The 16849-nt window shown below is 72.5% G+C and carries 16 protein-coding genes; 3 read left to right on the top strand and 13 right to left on the bottom strand.

Annotated features, from left to right (window positions below):
- Window position 1: 1 nt before the first annotated feature.
- A complete protein-coding gene (locus tag BX285_RS09085; RefSeq protein WP_121174857.1) occupies window positions 2-1933 on the bottom strand; it encodes a serine/threonine-protein kinase in 1932 nt (643 codons plus the stop codon).
- A 252-nt stretch (window positions 1934-2185) separates the two neighbouring features.
- On the opposite strand from BX285_RS09085, the gene BX285_RS09080 reads away from it, so the two are divergent.
- On the top strand, window positions 2186-2722 hold the full coding sequence (locus tag BX285_RS09080) for a hypothetical protein (protein WP_121174856.1): 537 nt from the start codon (window positions 2186-2188) through the stop codon (window positions 2720-2722).
- A gap of 84 nt (window positions 2723-2806) precedes the next feature.
- Here BX285_RS09080 and BX285_RS09075 read toward each other — a convergent pair whose 3' ends face one another.
- The 4 genes from BX285_RS09075 to BX285_RS09060 form a co-directional block, all read right to left on the bottom strand.
- Window positions 2807-3934, bottom strand: coding sequence for a GuaB3 family IMP dehydrogenase-related protein (locus BX285_RS09075; RefSeq protein ID WP_097237515.1), 1128 nt, complete (start codon window positions 3932-3934; stop codon window positions 2807-2809).
- A 202-nt stretch (window positions 3935-4136) separates the two neighbouring features.
- Complete coding sequence (gene guaB / locus BX285_RS09070; protein WP_097237514.1) at window positions 4137-5639, bottom strand: IMP dehydrogenase; 1503 nt, start codon at window positions 5637-5639, stop codon at window positions 4137-4139.
- 285 nt (window positions 5640-5924) lie between these two features.
- Complete coding sequence (gene shbA / locus BX285_RS09065; protein ID WP_030055869.1) at window positions 5925-6509, bottom strand: RNA polymerase sigma factor ShbA; 585 nt, start codon at window positions 6507-6509, stop codon at window positions 5925-5927.
- Between the two features lie 497 nt (window positions 6510-7006).
- Window positions 7007-7618 carry a response regulator transcription factor gene (locus BX285_RS09060; RefSeq protein WP_014136228.1) on the bottom strand — a complete coding sequence of 204 codons (612 nt, stop codon included), beginning with the start codon at window positions 7616-7618 and terminating at the stop codon, window positions 7007-7009.
- 561 nt (window positions 7619-8179) lie between these two features.
- Here BX285_RS09060 and BX285_RS09055 point away from each other — a divergent pair.
- The gene (locus tag BX285_RS09055) at window positions 8180-8506 is read left to right on the top strand and encodes a WhiB family transcriptional regulator (protein WP_030055868.1); all 327 of its coding nucleotides are present in this window, start codon (window positions 8180-8182) and stop codon (window positions 8504-8506) included.
- Window positions 8507-8603: 97 nt separating this feature from the next.
- On the opposite strand, the gene BX285_RS09050 is transcribed toward BX285_RS09055, so the two are convergent.
- The 3 genes from BX285_RS09050 to groES all read right to left on the bottom strand — a co-directional run bounded on the left by BX285_RS09050 (window position 8604) and on the right by groES (window position 11822).
- Window positions 8604-9602, bottom strand: coding sequence for a LysR family transcriptional regulator (locus BX285_RS09050; RefSeq protein WP_097237513.1), 999 nt, complete (start codon window positions 9600-9602; stop codon window positions 8604-8606).
- A 163-nt stretch (window positions 9603-9765) separates the two neighbouring features.
- A complete protein-coding gene (groL, locus tag BX285_RS09045; RefSeq protein ID WP_097237512.1) occupies window positions 9766-11400 on the bottom strand; it encodes a chaperonin GroEL in 1635 nt (544 codons plus the stop codon).
- Between the two features lie 116 nt (window positions 11401-11516).
- A complete protein-coding gene (gene groES, locus BX285_RS09040; protein ID WP_014136232.1) occupies window positions 11517-11822 on the bottom strand; it encodes a co-chaperone GroES in 306 nt (101 codons plus the stop codon).
- A 213-nt stretch (window positions 11823-12035) separates the two neighbouring features.
- On the opposite strand from groES, the gene BX285_RS09035 reads away from it, so the two are divergent.
- Window positions 12036-13298 carry a class I SAM-dependent methyltransferase gene (locus tag BX285_RS09035; RefSeq protein ID WP_121174855.1) on the top strand — a complete coding sequence of 421 codons (1263 nt, stop codon included), beginning with the start codon at window positions 12036-12038 and terminating at the stop codon, window positions 13296-13298.
- A 20-nt stretch (window positions 13299-13318) separates the two neighbouring features.
- Here the strand turns inward: BX285_RS09035 and BX285_RS39150 are convergent, their stop codons facing one another.
- From BX285_RS39150 to tsaB, 5 genes are read right to left on the bottom strand one after another with little or no spacing between them, the layout of a single operon-like run.
- Entirely contained in the window at window positions 13319-14269 is a 951-nt protein-coding gene (locus BX285_RS39150; RefSeq protein WP_121174854.1) for a polysaccharide deacetylase family protein, read from the bottom strand.
- A gap of 38 nt (window positions 14270-14307) precedes the next feature.
- Window positions 14308-14568, bottom strand: a complete 261-nt coding sequence (locus BX285_RS09025) for a hypothetical protein (RefSeq protein WP_121174853.1) — start codon at window positions 14566-14568, stop codon at window positions 14308-14310.
- Window positions 14565-15656: a tRNA (adenosine(37)-N6)-threonylcarbamoyltransferase complex transferase subunit TsaD gene (tsaD, locus tag BX285_RS09020; RefSeq protein WP_097237508.1), complete on the bottom strand. Its 1092-nt coding sequence runs from the start codon at window positions 15654-15656 to the stop codon at window positions 14565-14567. Before tsaD ends, BX285_RS09025 begins: the two co-directional genes overlap by 4 nt.
- Window positions 15649-16137: a ribosomal protein S18-alanine N-acetyltransferase gene (gene rimI, locus BX285_RS09015; protein ID WP_097240186.1), complete on the bottom strand. Its 489-nt coding sequence runs from the start codon at window positions 16135-16137 to the stop codon at window positions 15649-15651. The genes tsaD and rimI overlap by 8 nt, the downstream gene beginning before the upstream one ends.
- Before the next feature lie 23 nt (window positions 16138-16160).
- Window positions 16161-16817: a tRNA (adenosine(37)-N6)-threonylcarbamoyltransferase complex dimerization subunit type 1 TsaB gene (gene tsaB, locus BX285_RS09010; RefSeq protein WP_121174852.1), complete on the bottom strand. Its 657-nt coding sequence runs from the start codon at window positions 16815-16817 to the stop codon at window positions 16161-16163.
- Between the last annotated feature and the right edge of the window lie 32 nt (window positions 16818-16849).

Here is a 16849-nt window from a genome sequence, read left to right as displayed (position 1 = left end):
CCTACGGCGCCGGCTGGAAACTGGCGAAGACGACGTCCCGGACCGGGGCCTGCGCCGCCCACTGCGCGTCCGGGACGATCCAGTAGATCGAGTAGCCGTACTTGGCCGGAGTCCCGGTCACGAAGCCCCGGTTGAGCGAGTGCATCTTGGGCGTGCCGTTGGTCCACTCCCAGTCGGCCGCGTTCGTCCACTGCCGGTAGGTGATCGCCGAGAGGTTCAGCCGCTGGTAGTTGCTGACCTGGCCGCGCAGGTCGGGCTCGGACTCCTGCCAGTCCGCCACGGCACTCGCACCCGGCGAGGTCGTCCACTCGATCCGCAACTGGCTGCCGTCGGCCGCGTTCTTGAAGATCCGCCGGTTCGACGTGGACTCGCCCGGCTGCAGCCCCTCCGGCAGGAACACCGAGAACCCGCTCGGGTCCTTGTACTCGTGGTACCCCGCCGGCACCGCAGCCCCCGGCGCAGGCTGCACCGGGGCGGGCGCCGGAGCAGCCGGCGTGCTCGCCGGCGGAACGGGAGCCGAAGGTACGGGAGCCGACGGAACGGGCGCCGGCGCACCGGCCTCCGCCCCCGGCGTCCCGGCAGCCGTGGCAGCCGGCGCAGGAGCCGCCGCACTCGGCGTGACCTCGGTAGCCGTCACCGCCGGCGACGTGGCCCCCGCACCGTGCGTCGACCCACCCGCCGGACCGCCACTCCCACTGCCCACGGCCTTGACCACCGCGACCACACCCGCGATCACCAGCAGCACCACGACCACGGTGGCAATGGCCAACCGCCGCCGACCGGTGCGCGGATCGGCCCCGGCGGCCTGCGTCGCACCCAGCGTCCACTCACTGGTCACCGGCCGGATCGGCTCGGGCGCCGGCTCGACGGCCTCGACAGCCGGCTCCTCGTCCCGGGCCCGACTCCCCACCCGGACCGTCCCCAGCAGCCCGCCCACGGCCCGCTTCCGGCCGTCCTCGGCCCGCTCCGGCTCCGCCTTCGCCGCAGGCTCCCCCGCCTCCGTCGAAGCCGCCTCAACCGAAGCTGCCTCCGTCGAAGCCGCCTTCGCCGACGCGGCAGCCACCGGCACCGCATGCTCGGTCGTCGACTCGGCCTTCGACGTGGCCTCCGCGACCACCCGCTTGAGCATCGACCGGGTCTGCGAGGCGTTCAGCCGCTCGGCCGGGTCCTTCGCCAGCAGCCCCTCGATCACCGGCAGCAGCGCCCCGGCGTTCACCGGCGCGGTCAGGTCCTCGGTCATCACCGCGGTCAGCGTGGCCAGTGCCGAGCCCCGGTCGTACGGCGGCCGGCCCTCGACCATCGCGTACAGCGTGCCGCCCAGCGACCACAGGTCGGCCGGCGGCCCGGGCTTCTGCCCGCGGGCCCGCTCGGGGGATATGTACGAGGGGGCGCCGACCAGCATGCCGGTGGAGGTGACCGAGGCGTCGCCCTCGACGCTGGCGATGCCGAAGTCGGTGAGCACCACCCGGCCGTCGTCGCCGATCAGCACATTGGACGGCTTGACGTCCCGGTGCAGGATGCCCAGCGCGTGCGCGGCGCTCAGCACGCCCAGCACGTCGAGCGCGATCTCGGCGGCCCGAGCGGGGGCGAGCGGCCCGTCCTCCCGGATGACGTCGGCCAGCGAGCGGGACTCGACCAGCTCCATCACGATCCACGGCCGGTCGTCCTCGTCGACCACGTCGAAGACGGTGACCGCCGAGTTGTGCCGGATCCGCGCCGTGGCCTTGGCCTCGCGCAGCGTCCGGGTGATCAGCCGGTGCTTCTCCTCCTCCTCGACGCTGGCGTTCATCCGCAGTTCCTTGACCGCGACGGTCCGGCCCAGCATCTCGTCCTCGGCGCGCCAGACGGTGCCCATGCCGCCGCGTCCGAGCACGCCGTTCAGGCGGTAGCGGCCGGCCAGGAGGCGGCCGGTGGAACCCTGCGCCTGGGTCATTCGGAACGTTCCCCCATGTGCTGCCGGCGGTGGTGGTGACGGCGCGTCGGCCCGGCCTCGGTCCCAACGCCCAAGCCTCCATCATCTCCTGTCCCGGGGGTCCTCGACCACCCACCCCCCGTCCCAAGCAGGGACGAACCGGAACGGGAGCGGCGCTCCGTGCCCGATCTGTGATCGAAAACTCGCCAAGATCCACCTAGTCACTGCTACCGTTCAGCAGCTCATCGTCTTTTCCGGGGGGACTCGACGCCCATGACCGCCTCCGCGCCGGGCACTGACGGCCCATCGGCCCGTCCGCAGGCCGCCCAGCACTACTCGGTCGCGCCGCTCCCCCTGTCACCCGAGGGCTACGTCGCCCCCGGCATGCCCGGCGCCCCCCTCACCGGCTACGACCCCGTCGACCCCACCCCCCGGGCCACTCCCCGCCGCCGCACCGCCCTGGCCGTCACCCTCGCCCTGCTCGCCATGCTGCTCAGCGGCCTGGCCTACGGCTACGCACCCCTGCGGGCCGCCGACAGCCTCGGCTGGCTGGCCATCGCCCCCGCCGGCCTGGTCGCCCTCCCCCTGGGCCGCCTCGGTGGCCGGAACCGACTGCTCCCCCCGCTCGGCGCCCTCCTCGCCGCCGGAGCCCTCCTCCTCGGCCAACTGATCGAACACCTCCGCCGGACACCCCCCGACAACACCCTGGCCACCTGGCGCGCCGACCTGCGCCCCCTCGACGCCGCCTTCTACGCCATCGCCCTCATCGGCGGCTTCCTCCTCACCCGCCGCACCGCCAACCGGGGCTGACCCACCCCCACCCCCGGCCGAAGCCCCCGAACAGCCCGAAGGCCCCCGCCGGAACTCCCGGCGGGGGCCTTCGAGACAACAGACTCAGCGGTGATCGAGCGCCGGGTTGACCGTCACCTCGACCCGCTGGAACTCCTTGAGCTCCGTGTACCCCGTGGTGGCCATCGCCCGCCGCAGCGCACCGAAGAGGTTCATGGTCCCGTCCGGAGTGTGCGACGGACCGGTCAGGATCTCCTCGGTGGTCCCGACCGTCCCGAGGTCCACCCGCTTGCCGCGCGGCAGCTCCTCGTGGACGGCCTCCATGCCCCAGTGGATCCCCTTGCCCGGAGCATCGGTCGCACGGGCCAGCGCCGCACCGATCATCACCGCGTCCGCGCCACAGGCGACCGCCTTCGGGATGTCACCGCTGAACCCGACGCCACCGTCCGCGATCACGTGCACGTAGCGGCCACCGGACTCGTCCATGTAGTCACGACGCGCAGCCGCCACATCGGCGACGGCGGTCGCCATCGGCACCTGGATGCCCAGCACGTTCCGGGTGGTGTGGGCGGCACCCCCACCGAAGCCCACCAGCACGCCGGCCGCGCCGGTCCGCATCAGGTGCAGCGCCGCGGTGTACGTGGCGCAGCCGCCGACGATGACCGGAACGTCCAGCTCGTAGATGAACTGCTTGAGGTTGAGCGGCTCGGCCGCGCTGGAGACGTGCTCGGCCGAGACGGTGGTGCCACGGATGACGAAGACGTCGACGCCGGCGTCCACCACGGCCTTGGAGAACTCGGCGGTGCGCTGCGGCGAGAGCGCGGCGGCGGTGACGACACCCGAGTCGCGGACCTCCTGGATCCGCTGCTTGATCAGCTCGGCGCGGATCGGCGCCGCGTAGATCTCCTGCAGCCGGCGGGTCGCGGTGGCCTCGTCGGTGATCGCGGCGATCTCGTCCAGCAGCGGCTGCGGGTCGTCGTAGCGGGTCCACAGGCCTTCCAGGTTCAGCACGCCCAGACCGCCGAGGCGGCCGATGGCGATGGCCTGCTGCGGCGAGACCACGCTGTCCATCGGGGCGGCCAGGAACGGCAGCTCGAAGCGGTAGGCGTCGATCTGCCAGGCGATCGAGACCTCCTTCGGGTCCCGGGTACGGCGGCTGGGGACGACGGCGATGTCGTCGAAGGCGTAAGCCCGGCGGCCGCGCTTGCCTCGCCCGATCTCGATCTCAGTCACTTCGAGCCCTTCTGCTGTGTTGCTCATGCCCGCCGGGTCACCCCGGCAGACCCCAGTATCCCGTACCGCCGCGCCTCCCGCCCCGACGCCCCAGCCGTCCCACGCCTCCCGCCCCACCGCCCCAACCCCCGAACATGCGGAAGGGCCCGCCGCAGCGGGCCCTTCCGTGGTCAGCCGGTCAGCGCGTCACCGCGCCGCCGCCTCAGCGCGCCGAGTAGTTCGGCGCCTCGACGGTCATCTGGATGTCGTGCGGGTGGCTCTCCTTGAGCCCCGCCGAGGTGATCCGGACGAAGCGCCCCTTGCTCTCCATCTCGGCGATGGTGCCGGCCCCGACGTAGCCCATGGTCTGGCGCAGGCCGCCGACCAGCTGGTGCAGCACGGCCGACAGCGGACCGCGGTACTGCACCTGGCCCTCGATGCCCTCCGGGACGAGCTTGTCGTCCGAGGCGACCTCGGCCTGGAAGTAGCGGTCCTTGGAGTACGAGCGGCCCTGCCCGCGGGACTGCATGGCGCCCAGCGACCCCATGCCGCGGTAGGACTTGAACTGCTTGCCGTTGATGAACAGCAGCTCGCCCGGGGACTCCTCGCAGCCGGCCAGCAGCGAGCCGAGCATCACGGTGTCGGCACCGGCGGCCAGCGCCTTGCCGATGTCGCCGGAGTACTGCAGGCCGCCGTCGCCGATGACCGGCACGCCGGCCGCCTGGCAGGCCTGCGCGGCCTCGTAGATGGCGGTGATCTGTGGGACGCCGATGCCGGCGACCACGCGGGTGGTGCAGATGGAGCCGGGGCCGACGCCGACCTTGACGCCGTCCACGCCGGCGTCGATCAGCGCCTGGGCGCCGTCGCGGGTGGCCACGTTGCCGCCGACCACGTCGACGCCGACGGCCGACTTGATCTTCGCGATCCAGGCCAGCGCGTTGTGGCTGTGGCCGTGCGAGGTGTCCACGACGAGGAAGTCCACGCCGGCCTCGACCAGGGCCTGGGCCCGGTCGAACGCCTCCGCGCTGGCGCCGACGGCGGCGCCGACCAGCAGCCGGCCCTCGGCGTCCTTGGCGGCGTTCGGGTACTGCTCGGCCTTGACGAAGTCCTTGACGGTGATCAGGCCCTTGATCCGGCCCTCGTCGTCGACCAGCGGCAGCTTCTCGATCTTGTGGCGGCGCAGCAGCGCCATCGCGTCCACGCCGGAGATGCCGACCTTGCCGGTGATCAGCGGCATCGGGGTCATGATCTCGCGGACCTGGCGGCTGCGGTCCGACTCGAAGGCCATGTCACGGTTGGTGACGATGCCGAGCAGCTTGCCCGCCTCGTCGGCGATCGGCACACCGGAGATGCGGAACTTGGCGCACAGCGCGTCGGCCTCGGCCAGCGTGGTGTCCGGGCCGACGGTGATCGGGTCGGTGACCATGCCGGACTCGGAGCGCTTCACCAGGTCGACCTGGTTGGCCTGGTCCTCGACCGACAGGTTGCGGTGGAGCACGCCGACGCCGCCCTGGCGCGCCATCGCGATCGCCATCCGCGACTCGGTGACCTTGTCCATCGCCGCGGAGAGCAGCGGGATGTTGACGCGGACGTTCCGGGAGACCCGCGAGGAGGTGTCGACCTCGTTCGGCAGCACCTCGGAGGCCCCGGGCAGCAGCAGGACGTCATCGAACGTGAGCCCGAGCATGGCGAACTTCTCGGGTACGCCTGCGGCGTTGTAAGACATTTGGGGGGTACCTTCCGTGGCCGGCCTTATCCGCTCACGCCCTGAGGGTGGGGGCGCATTCATCGCTCACTCGCGCAGACCGCCGAAAGCCGGGTGCAATAGGAGGATCCTCCAAGGGGACCCAGCGCGCACCCGTGAAACTTTGGCAACCCGCCCAGGCGCCGATACCCCATGGTACTGGCACCGCGAATGTGTCCTCGTGTGCCCTTGACAACATCCCCGCCCCGCCGCTCATTCCGCTGGTCGGCGGCCCGCCGCCGAGCCGAGGTCAGGGCGCGGGACGTCTCAGGAGGACTCCTCGGCCAGCGCCCGCAGCCGACTGAGCGCCCGGTGCTGGGCCACCCGCACGGCACCCGGCGACATCCCGAGCACCTCGCCGGTCTCCTCCGCCGACAGCCCGGCCGCCACCCGGAGCAGCACCAGCTCGCGCTGACGAGCCGGCAGGTTGGAGAGCAGTTCCTTCGCCCAGGCCGCGTCGCTGCTCAGCAGCGCCTGCTCCTCCGGGCCGAGCGCCTCGTCCGGCACCTCGGGCAGGTCGTCCTGCGGGACGACCGTCGAGCCGGGCCCGCGCATCGCGGCCCGCTGCAGGTCGGCGATCTTGTGCGCGGCGATGCCGTACACGAAGGCCTCGAACGGCCGCCCCTGGTCCTTGTACCGGGGCAGCGCGCAGAGCACCGCGACGCAGACCTCCTGTGCGACGTCGTCCACGTGGTGCCGGGCGCCACCGGGCAGCCGGGCCAGCTTGGCGCGGCAGTACCGCAGCGCCAGCGGATGGACGTACGCGAGCAGGGCATCGATCGCCGGGCCCTCACCCCGCACCGCGGCCGCCACCAGCTCACCCACCAGGGGCGAGCCGCCCGTGCCGAGCACCGGCGGACGACCGGAACCGAGCACCGGCGGACGGCCCGGGCCCGCCACGGCGCCGTCCGGATCGGCGTACGAAGAATCGGCGTACGACGGATCGTGGCCCGGGCCGGAGGGCTCGGCCTCCACCGGGTCCGCCTGGCCGGCCGCACCGGCGACGTCGTCGCGCATCGGTCCATGGTGCCTGGTCGAGCGGGAAAACGCGGCACCGCGTCCGGAGTTGTGCACCGGAACGTTATGCGCTGCCGCACCGTAGGGCGTGCCGCGCACCACCGGCCCCTCCTGCACCGTGCCGCCTCCCGCCCCGCCGTCGGTGGTCCCGTCCTTCGCGCCGTCCGCCGAGTGTCCTGCGGCTGCGTGATTCGCCGCAGTGCCTGTCCGCTGGTCCCCGAGGTGCTCCACTCCTCCATGGTGCAACCTCGGGACCGTAACGTCACACGCCTGTGCGGCCCCTGCTCCGGGAATCACCCACGGCGCGCCGCATCCTGCGGCGCCGCCGGTGGTCAGCGGACCAGGCCCCAGCGGAAGCCCAGCGCCACCGCGTGCGCGCGGTCCGAGGCTCCGAGCTTCTTGAACAGCCGTCGGGCGTGGGTCTTGACGGTGTCCTCGGAGAGGAACAGCTCGCGCCCGATCTCGGCGTTGCTGCGCCCGTGGCTCATGCCCTCCAGGACCTGGATCTCACGTGCCGTCAGGGTCGGCGCCGCGCCCATGTCGGGGCTGCGCAGCCGGCGCGGGGCGAGCCGCCAGGTCGGGTCGGCGAGGGCCTGGGTGACGGTGGCCCGCAGTTCGGCGCGCGAGGCGTCCTTGTGCAGGTACCCGCGGGCGCCCGCGGCCACCGCGAGCGCGACCCCGTCGAGGTCCTCGGCGACGGTGAGCATGATGATCCGCGCGCCCGGGTCGGCGGACAGCAGCCGCCGGACCGTCTCGACCCCGCCGAGGCCGGGCATCCGGACGTCCATCAGAACGAGATCGGAGCGGTCGGCCACCCAGCGGCGGAGGACCTCCTCCCCGTTCGTCGCGGTGGTGACCCGGTCCACACCGGGTACGGTCGCGACGGCGCGGCGAAGCGCCTCGCGGGCGAGCGGGGAATCGTCGCAAACGAGAACGGAAGTCATGACCGTCGTCCTCCGCAGCTGATCCGCGTCACGTTGAGCCTCCTGGCTGGTACGAACCTCTCCGACACGGCCGATCGGCGACAGACTCCGTGCTGATCGCCCCAACTTGCCCGCGATCGTTCCCGACGTCCGGCGCCCGCTAACCGCCTCCGCACTTCCAACGACCGTCACTCGAATGAGTTACGGCCTTCAGGGCCATCTCCACCACTGTACGTGGCCAACTCATTACCGATCAGCCGCATCGCGGTGCACACGCCGCACTTTTCCGCAGCTCGCGCGCGGTCGGCGTACGACCCGCACATCGATTCGGTGCGTCGCGCGCCCGTCGGCCACCCGATTGCCACGTCCACGCCCGCCGAACCCCTTGCCCACTTTGCCCGTTTTTATAGCTTTCGTATGGTCATTGACTGTTGTGCCAGTGTGTGGGTGACTTGTCCATGGAGTTGCCTTAAGTCATATTTCCAGGTGTCCACACCAGTGCATCGAAGCCCCGCCGTGCCGCTCGGCAGCAGCCCGCCGAACGCCCGGCCGGCGGCCGACAGCCTCTGAAGGGAATGAGCCATGGCAGATTTCTCCCGCCTCCCCGGTCCCAACGCGGACCTCTGGGACTGGCAGCTCTCCGCAGCCTGCCGTGGCGTGGACAGCTCGCTCTTCTTCCACCCCGAGGGCGAGCGCGGGGCCGCGCGCAGTTCGCGCGAGGCCAGCGCCAAGGAGGTCTGCATGCGCTGCCCGGTGATCGCCGAGTGCGCGGCGCACGCGCTGGCGGTCCGCGAGCCGTACGGGGTCTGGGGCGGGATGACCGAGGACGAGCGCGAGGAGATGCTGGGGCGCTCGCGGCACCGGCTGGTGGAGGTCCCACTGACCCCGCCGGCCGTCGCGCAGCACTAGACCCGCCTCCACGGTGCGCCGTGAAGAAACGTTTCTTCGCGGCGCCTCAGCCTGCGCACGGCCGATAGGGGCTCTGCGGGAGTTCCGTCACCCGCCGTCAGCGGGCCGCCGCCGCCCCCGCCAGCCGCTCCAGCATCAGTGCCACGGCCGGCACCTCGGCCAGGTCCGGCAGGGTCAGCGCGACCACCTGGCGCACCGCCGGCGCCCCGGAGGCCGTCCGCACCGGCACCGTCGACACGCCGTCAGGGCGCACCGACTGCAGCGCCAGCCTGGGCAGCACCGCCACCCCAAGCCCGGCCGCCACCAGGCCGACCACCGCGGGGTAGTCGTCCGTCGCGAAGTCGATCCGGGGCTCGAAGCCCGCCCCCGCGCACAGTTCCACCAGGTGTCCCCGGCACTGCGGGCAGCCGGCGATCCACTGCTCCCCCGCCAGCTCGGCCAGCCCCACCGGGCCGCCCCGCCCGGCCAGCGGGTGGGCGGCGGGCAGCAGGCCCACCAGCGGGTCGTCCAGCAGCGGGGTGACCACCAGATCGGACCAGTCGGTGCCGGCGGTCAGCTGCTGGGCCTCCAGGTTGGCCTCGGCCCGCGCCTCGCGCGGCGTTCCGTGGGCGGGGGCCGGGAGGGCGGCGGCACCGTCGGACTGCGGGTAGCGGAAGGCCAGCGCGATCTCGCACTCGCCGCCGCGCAGCATCGCCAGCGACTCCGGCGGCTCCGCCTCGACCAGCGACACGCGCACCCCCGGATGGCCGTCCCGCAGCCGGGCGACCGCGGGCGGCACCAGGGTGGAGCTCGCGGTCGGGAAGGAGACCAGTCGGACCCGGCCGGCCCGCAGCCCGGCGATCGCGGCCACCTCCTCCTCGGCGGCGGAGAGCCCGGCCAGGATCCCGGTGGCATGCTTGAGCAGCACCCGCCCGGCCTCGCTGAGCTGCATCCCCCGGCCCGAACGGACCACCAGCGGGGTGTCCACCGACTTCTCCAGGGCCTTCATCTGCTGGCTGATGGCGGGCTGGGTACACCCCAGCTCACGGGCGGCGGCGGAGAAGGAGCCGGTGCGGGCGACGGCACGCAGGACGCGCAGATGGCGGGCCTCGATCATGCCTCAGTTATAAGGCAATCTTTCGATAATGCAAAATTCTACTGATAATTGAAGCCTGAACGCCCACCCCGGGGCATTCATGAGGCAGCGGACGACTGAACAGCCGGAGGCCCGGCCGCGCCCACGAGGGGTGCGGCCGGGCCTCCGGTCAGTGGTTCGGGCCTCAGTGCGAGTGGCCGTGGCCGCCGTGCGAGTGGCCGTGACCGTTGTCGGCCTCGTCCTCCTTCTTCTCCACCACGAGGGTCTCGGTGGTGAGCAGCAGGGAGGCGATCGAGGCGGCGTTCTCCAGGGCGGAGCGGGTGACCTTGACCGGGTCGATGACGCCGGCCTTCACCAGGTCGCCGTACTCGCCGGTGGCGGCGTTGTAACCCTGGCCGGCCTCCAGCTCGGAGACCTTGGAGGTGATGACGTAGCCCTCCAGGCCGGCGTTCTGGGCGATCCAGCGCAGCGGCTCGTGCAGCGCCTTGCGGACGACCGCGACACCGGTCGCCTCGTCGCCCGACAGGCCCAGGCCGCCGTCCAGCACCTTGGCGGCGTGGACCAGGGAGGCGCCACCGCCGGCGACGATGCCCTCCTCGACCGCGGCGCGGGTCGCCGAGATGGCGTCCTCCAGGCGGTGCTTGCGCTCCTTCAGCTCCACCTCGGTGGCGGCGCCGACCTTGATGACGCAGACGCCGCCGGCCAGCTTGGCCAGGCGCTCCTGCAGCTTCTCGCGGTCCCAGTCGGAGTCGGTCGCGGCGATCTCGCCCTTGATCTGGGCGACGCGGCCGGCCACGGCCTCGGCGTCACCGGCGCCGTCGACGACGGTGGTCTCGTCCTTGGTGATGGTCACGCGGCGGGCGGTGCCCAGCACGTCCAGGCCGACCTGGTCGAGCTTGAGGCCGACCTCCTCGGAGATGACCGTGCCGCCGGTCAGGGTGGCCAGGTCGCCGAGGATCGCCTTGCGGCGGTCGCCGAAGCCCGGGGCCTTGACGGCGACGGCGTTGAAGGTGCCGCGGATCTTGTTCACGACCAGGGTCGACAGCGCCTCGCCGTCGACGTCCTCGGCGATGATCAGCAGCGGCTTGGAGGCACCGCCCTGCAGGATCTTCTCCAGCAGCGGCAGCAGCTCCTGGATGGAGGAGATCTTGCCCTGGTTGATCAGGATGTACGGGTCCTCCAGGACCGCCTCCTGACGCTCCGCGTCGGTGACGAAGTACGGCGACAGGTAGCCCTTGTCGAACTGCATGCCCTCGGTGAAGTCCAGCTCCACGCCGAAGGTGTTCGACTCCTCGACGGTGATGACACCGTCCTTGCCGACCTTGTCGATCGCCTCGGCGATCAGCTCGCCGACCTGGGTGTCCTGCGCGGAGAGGGACGCGACGGCGGCGACGTCGTCCTTGCCCTCGATCTCGCGGGCGACGGACAGCAGGTGCTCGGAGACGGCGGCGACGGCCTTGTCGATGCCCTTCTTCAGGGCGGCCGGGCCGGCGCCGGCGGCGACGTTGCGCAGACCCTCGTTGACCAGGGCCTGGGCCAGCACGGTGGCGGTGGTGGTGCCGTCACCCGCGACGTCGTTGGTCTTGGTGGCGACCTCCTTGACGAGCTGCGCGCCAAGGTTCTCGTACGGGTCGTCCAGCTCGACCTCACGGGCGATGGTGACACCGTCGTTGGTGATGGTCGGGGCGCCGAACTTCTTGTCGATCACGACGTTGCGGCCCTTGGGGCCGATGGTCACCTTGACGGTGTCGGCCAGCTTGTTGACACCGCGCTCCAGCGAGCGGCGGGCGTCCTCGTCGAACTGCAGGATCTTCGCCATGTTCCCTATTCCCTCGGGGATGCGGTCGGCCCACCGGCCGCCGAACTACGTGAACCAACAACCACGCCCCGGGCCCCTGTCACTTGGGACACGGATCCGGGGCGGGTCGGAACGACTTACTTCTCGATGATCGCGAGAACGTCGCGGGCCGAGAGGACCAGGTACTCCTCGCCCTGGTACTTCACCTCGGTGCCGCCGTACTTCGAGTACAGGACGATGTCACCGACGGCGACGTCGAGCGGCAGACGCTGGCCGTCCTCGAAGCGGCCCGGGCCGACGGCCAGGACGACGCCCTCCTGGGGCTTCTCCTTGGCGGTGTCCGGGATAACCAGGCCGGAGGCCGTGGTGGTCTCGGCGTCGAGCGGCTGGACCACGATGCGGTCCTCGAGCGGCTTGATGGCAACCTTGCTGCTGGTGGTCACGTCCGAGCTCCCCTTCGGAGATTACGGGGCTTTCTAACGGGTAGGTGGCGAACCTGCGGGCCTGCCGTCGCGGGGGTCAGACACGCGTCTTCGCGTTAGCACTCCCCCAGTGGGGAGTGCCAAGGACGACCATAGGCCGGTGTTAGCACTCCGTCAACCAGAGTGCCAACGGCGCGCCCGGGGAACCCGGGCTACGGACGAGTAGCCGTACTCATGTGCGGCCCTCCTCGGGCATCCTCCGGCGCCGACCCGACCGGCCGCCCGCCGACACCGCTTCGACTTCCGACCGGTCAGAATGACCTCGTGGACACCGAGAACCTCCAGCCCCTGCTCACCCCCGAGGGCCAGTCCCTGCTCGCCGAACTGCGCGAGTTCGCGCCCGAGGAGGAGCTGGCGCTGGCGACCCGGCTGCGACGGGAGCACCCGGCGGAGCTGGTCTCGGCGGCCTTCGGGCAGGCCCGACTCCGGCAGCGGGCGCGGGCGAAGTTCGGGACGGACGCCGACCTGATGTACTTCACGCCCAACGGGGTCGAGCAGTCCACCCGGCGCAGCGTGGCCGAATGGCGGGCCCGGCGCTTCGCCGAGCTGGGCGTACGGCGGCTGGCGGACCTCTGCTGCGGCATCGGCGGGGACGTGCTGGCGCTGGCCCGGGCCGGGATCCAGGTGCTGGCCGTCGACAAGGACCCGGCGGCCTGCGCCGCCACCGCCGCGAACGCCGCCGCGCTGGGCCTGGCCCACCTGGTCGAGGTGGTCTGCGAGGACGTCGCCGAGGTGGACGTCACCGGCTACGACGCGGTGTTCACCGACCCGGCCCGGCGCACCTCGCGCGGCCGGGTCTTCGACCCGGAGGCGTACGCGCCGCCGCTCTCCTGGGCGATCGAGGCGGGCCGCCGGACCCCGATCGGGGCGCTGAAGGTCGCACCGGGCATCCCGCACGAGGCCGTCCCGGAGGACGCCGAGGCCGAGTGGGTCTCCGACCACGGCGACGTCAAGGAGGCGGTGCTCTGGTTCGGCACCGGGGCCTCCCGCCCGCACCGCGCCACCCTGCTGCCGCAGGGCGCCAGCCTGACCGGCGGCGACCTTCCCGACCCGCCGGCCGGCCCGGTCGGGCGCTACCTGTACGAACCGGACGGCGCGGTGATCCGGGCCCACCTGGTCGCCGAGGTGGCCGAGCAGGTCGGCGGCCGGCTGATCGACCCGAAGATCGCCTACCTGACCGCGGACGAGCTGGTCGCCACCCCGTACGCGCACGCCTTCGAGCTGACCGACGTACTGCCGTTCAACATCAAGAAGCTGAAGGCCCTGCTGCGCGAGCGCGCGGTCGGCACGGTGGTGATCAAGAAGCGCGGGATGGCGATCACCCCGGAGGAGCTGCGCCGTCAGCTGAAGCCCTCCGGGCCGAACACCGTCACGGTGATCCTCAGCCGCACCGACCACGGCCCGCTGATGATGCTGGGGCAGCCGGTCCCGTCCTGAGGCAGTCACGAGGCAGGAAGTTACGAGGCCGGCGCCTGGATGTAGTCCTCCAGCCGGGCCACCGAGAAGCCCTGCTCCTGGATCCGGGCCAGCAGGTCGCCGAACATCTGGGTCATCGTGGCGCCCTTGAGCTCCTTGGGGCCGCGGAAGTGCGCCAGGATGATGTCGCCGGGCTTCAGCTTCTTGTCCGCGGCCTGGTACTGCATGTCGTGGATCTGCATCGACTCGCGCCACAGCACGATCGCGCGCGGACCGCACTGCTGCACCGAGGTGTTGAGCGTCGGGGTGTTGGCGCCGTCGCCGAACGGCGGGCGGAACAGCAGCGGGGCGGTGCCGTACTGCTGGGTGAGCGCGGCCTGGTCGTCGCAGACCTCGGACTTCTGCTTGTCCGCCGGCAGCTTGCTCATCACCGGGTGGTCCACGGTGTGGTTCTGGATGTGGTTGCCCAGCGCCTGGAGCGGCTTGAAGTAGCCGTAGTCGTTCTTGACGATGTCCTTCGTCAGGAACATCGAGATCGGCACCTTGAGATCGGTCAGCATCTCGACGAACTTCGGGTCCTTCTCGGCGCCGTCGTCGATGGTGATGAAGACCACCTTGTCGGACGTCTTCACCTCGCTGAACACCGGTACCGGGCCGGTCCGTTCGAGCTTGATCGGCTTGTCCGCGGGCGGCGCCGGGGCGGGGGCGAGCGGGGTGAGGCTCCACTTCGCCCAGGCCGCCGCGCCGGCGCCCGCCGGGGCGGGGGCACCGGGGATGGCGGCCGCGGCGGTCGGGGCGGCCCCGGCCGGCTGGGGCGCGCTCGGCGCCGTCGTCGTGGCGGCCGGGGCGGCGCTGCCGCCGCCGTTGTCGCCGCACGCGGTGGCGAAGGCCAGCAGCGCCAGCGCCCCGACCGCGTACGTCCTGGTCCTGCTCCGCCCGTTCCTGCTCACCGCACCGCGCTCCCGGTTCCCGTCCAGCCTTCTCTCCGCCATGCACGTTAGCGGCCGGGGCGGCGGTTCCCGATCACCGTCTACTCGACGTGCTCGCTGGTGAAGGACCAGCGGTGCACCGGGCGGCCGAGCAGTTCGGCCGGCGGGTCGGGGAGCGGCACCGGCTCGCCGCTCCACCAGGTGATCAGCAGCACCCTCTCGCCCGGGGCGGAGAACAGTTCGAGGCGTTCCAGCCCGGCCGCGCCGCGCACCGTCGGCAGCGCCGACTCCCTTGCCCAGTCGGCGAGTTCGGCCGCCCGGCCGTCCGCCGCCCGGGCCTCCCACATCGCGGCGACGGTCATCCGGCGCCACCGCCGAGGGCGTCGTACGCCTGGCCGTGGAGGTGGGTGTGGGGCACGTGGACGTCCGTCACCGGCAGCGAGGAGTCGGCGGACAGGTCGAAGGCGGAGGGCGCGCGGTCGCGCCAGACCATCTCGGCGCCCAGGGCCGCGACCATCGCACCGTTGTCGGTGCACAGGCCCGGCCGGGGCACCCGCAGCCGGATGCCGGCCCGGTCGCAGCGCTGCTGGGCCATCTCGCGCAGCCGCGAGTTGGCCGCGACGCCGCCGCCGATCATCAGGTGGTCGACTCCGTTGTCCTTGCACGCCTTGACGGCCTTGCGGGTGAGCACGTCGGTGACCGCCTCCTGGAAGGACGCCGCCACGTCGGCGATCGGCACCTCCTCGCCGGCCCGGCGCTTGGCCTCCACCCAGCGGGCGACGGCGGTCTTCAGGCCGGAGAAGGAGAAGTCGTACTCCGGGTCGTTCTTGCCGGTCAGGCCGCGCGGGAAGGCGATCGCCTTCGGGTCGCCCTCGCGGGCCTTGCGGTCGACCACCGGGCCGCCGGGGAAGCCCAGGCCGAGCACCCGGGCGACCTTGTCGAAGGCCTCGCCGGCCGCGTCGTCGATGGTCGCGCCGAGCGGGCGGACGTCGGTGGTGATGTCCTCGCTGAGCAGCAGCGAGGAGTGCCCGCCGGAGACCAGCAGGGCCATCGTCGGCGAGGGCAGCCGGCCGTGCTCCAGCTGGTCGACGCAGATGTGCGAGGCGAGGTGGTTGACCCCGTACAGCGGCTTGTCCAGCGCCCAGGCGTACGCCTTCGCGGCGCTGACGCCGACCAGCAGCGCGCCGGCCAGGCCGGGGCCGGCGGTGACGGCGATGCCGTCCAGGTCGCTCGCCTTGATCCCGGCGGTCTCCAGGGCGCGCTCGATGGTGGGGACCATCGCCTCCAGGTGCGCGCGGCTGGCGATCTCCGGGACGACGCCGCCGAAGCGGGCGTGGTCGTTGACGCTGGACGCGACCGCGTCGGCCAGCAGCGTGGTGCCGCGCACGATGCCGACGCCGGTCTCGTCGCAGGAGGTCTCGATGCCGAGGACGAGCGGTTCGTCAGCCATGGTGGGTGTCCTCAATGTCCTTCGGGTCAGTGCGGTCAGTGCCGGGGTGGTCGAGGCGCATCACCAGCGCGTCGACGTTGGCGGGCTGGTAGTAGCCGCGCCGGATGCCCACCGGTTCGAAGCCGTGGCGCTCGTACAGCCGCTGGGCGCGCAGGTTGTCCACCCGCACCTCCAGCAGCAGTTCGGCGCAGCCGCGCCGGGCGGACTCCCGGATCAGGTCGGTGAGCAGCGCCGTGCCGAGGCCGCCGCCCTGGTGGCGGTCGTCGACGGCGATGGTCTGGACGTCGCCCTCGCCGGCGACCGCCATCAGTCCGGCGTAGCCGACGATCGCGCCGTCCGCGGCGGTGGCGACGGTGTAGTGGCGGGTGCCGCCGGGGTGGGCCTCGGCCAACTCGGACCAGAACATCCCGGTGGACCAGGCGTCCTCGGGGAAGAGCCGCAGTTCCAGTTCCATCACCGGCGCGATGTCCCACCAGCGCATCGGGCGCAGGGTGGTGCCGTGGTTCACGCCGGGAGCACCGCCTTGTAGCCGGCCGGGACCTGGGCGTCGGGGCGGCGCAGGTACAGCGGGACGTTCGGCAGCAGCTCGCACCCGGCGGCCAGCTCGGCGGCGGCGAAGCCGGCCAGGGCGCCGGCCGACACGTGCTCGGGGCCGTGCGCGCCCGGGAAGGCGTCGGGGTAGAGCAGCGCGCCGGCGCCGACGGAACGCCTCTGCGGGGTCAGCTCGGCCGGGCGGTCCACGCCCGGGCCCTCGGTGCGGCGGCCCTCGGCGTCGTACGAGGCCCAGTAGACCTCCTTGCGGCGCGCGTCGGTGGCGACGGTGAACGGCTGCCCGGCCAGGCCCTCGGCGCGGGCCTGGAAGGCGATCGCGTCCAGGGTGCAGACGCCGTACACCGGCAGCCCGAGGGCGTGCCCGAGCGCGGCGGCGGTCACCAGGCCGACCCGCAGGCCGGTGTACGGGCCCGGGCCGACGCCGACCGCGATCCCGGTCAGCCGGTGCTTGTCCACCCCGGCCGTCCGCAGGACCCCGTCGATCGCGGGCAGCAGCAGTTCGCCGTGGCGCCGGGCGTCGACCTGGTGGGTCTCGGCCAGGACGGCGGTGCCGTCGTGGACGGCGGCGGTAACGGCGGGGGTAGCGGTGTCGAACGCGAGCAGCAGCACGGGTCAAGGTTAGACCGACGTTGGGCCGACCG

Origin of the sequence: Streptomyces sp. 1114.5 (assembly GCF_003635085.1) — a bacterium.
GTDB lineage: Bacteria > Actinomycetota > Actinomycetes > Streptomycetales > Streptomycetaceae > Kitasatospora.
The sequence above is the reverse complement of the archived record's forward strand: the minus strand, read 5'-3'. Positions and strand labels throughout refer to the sequence as shown.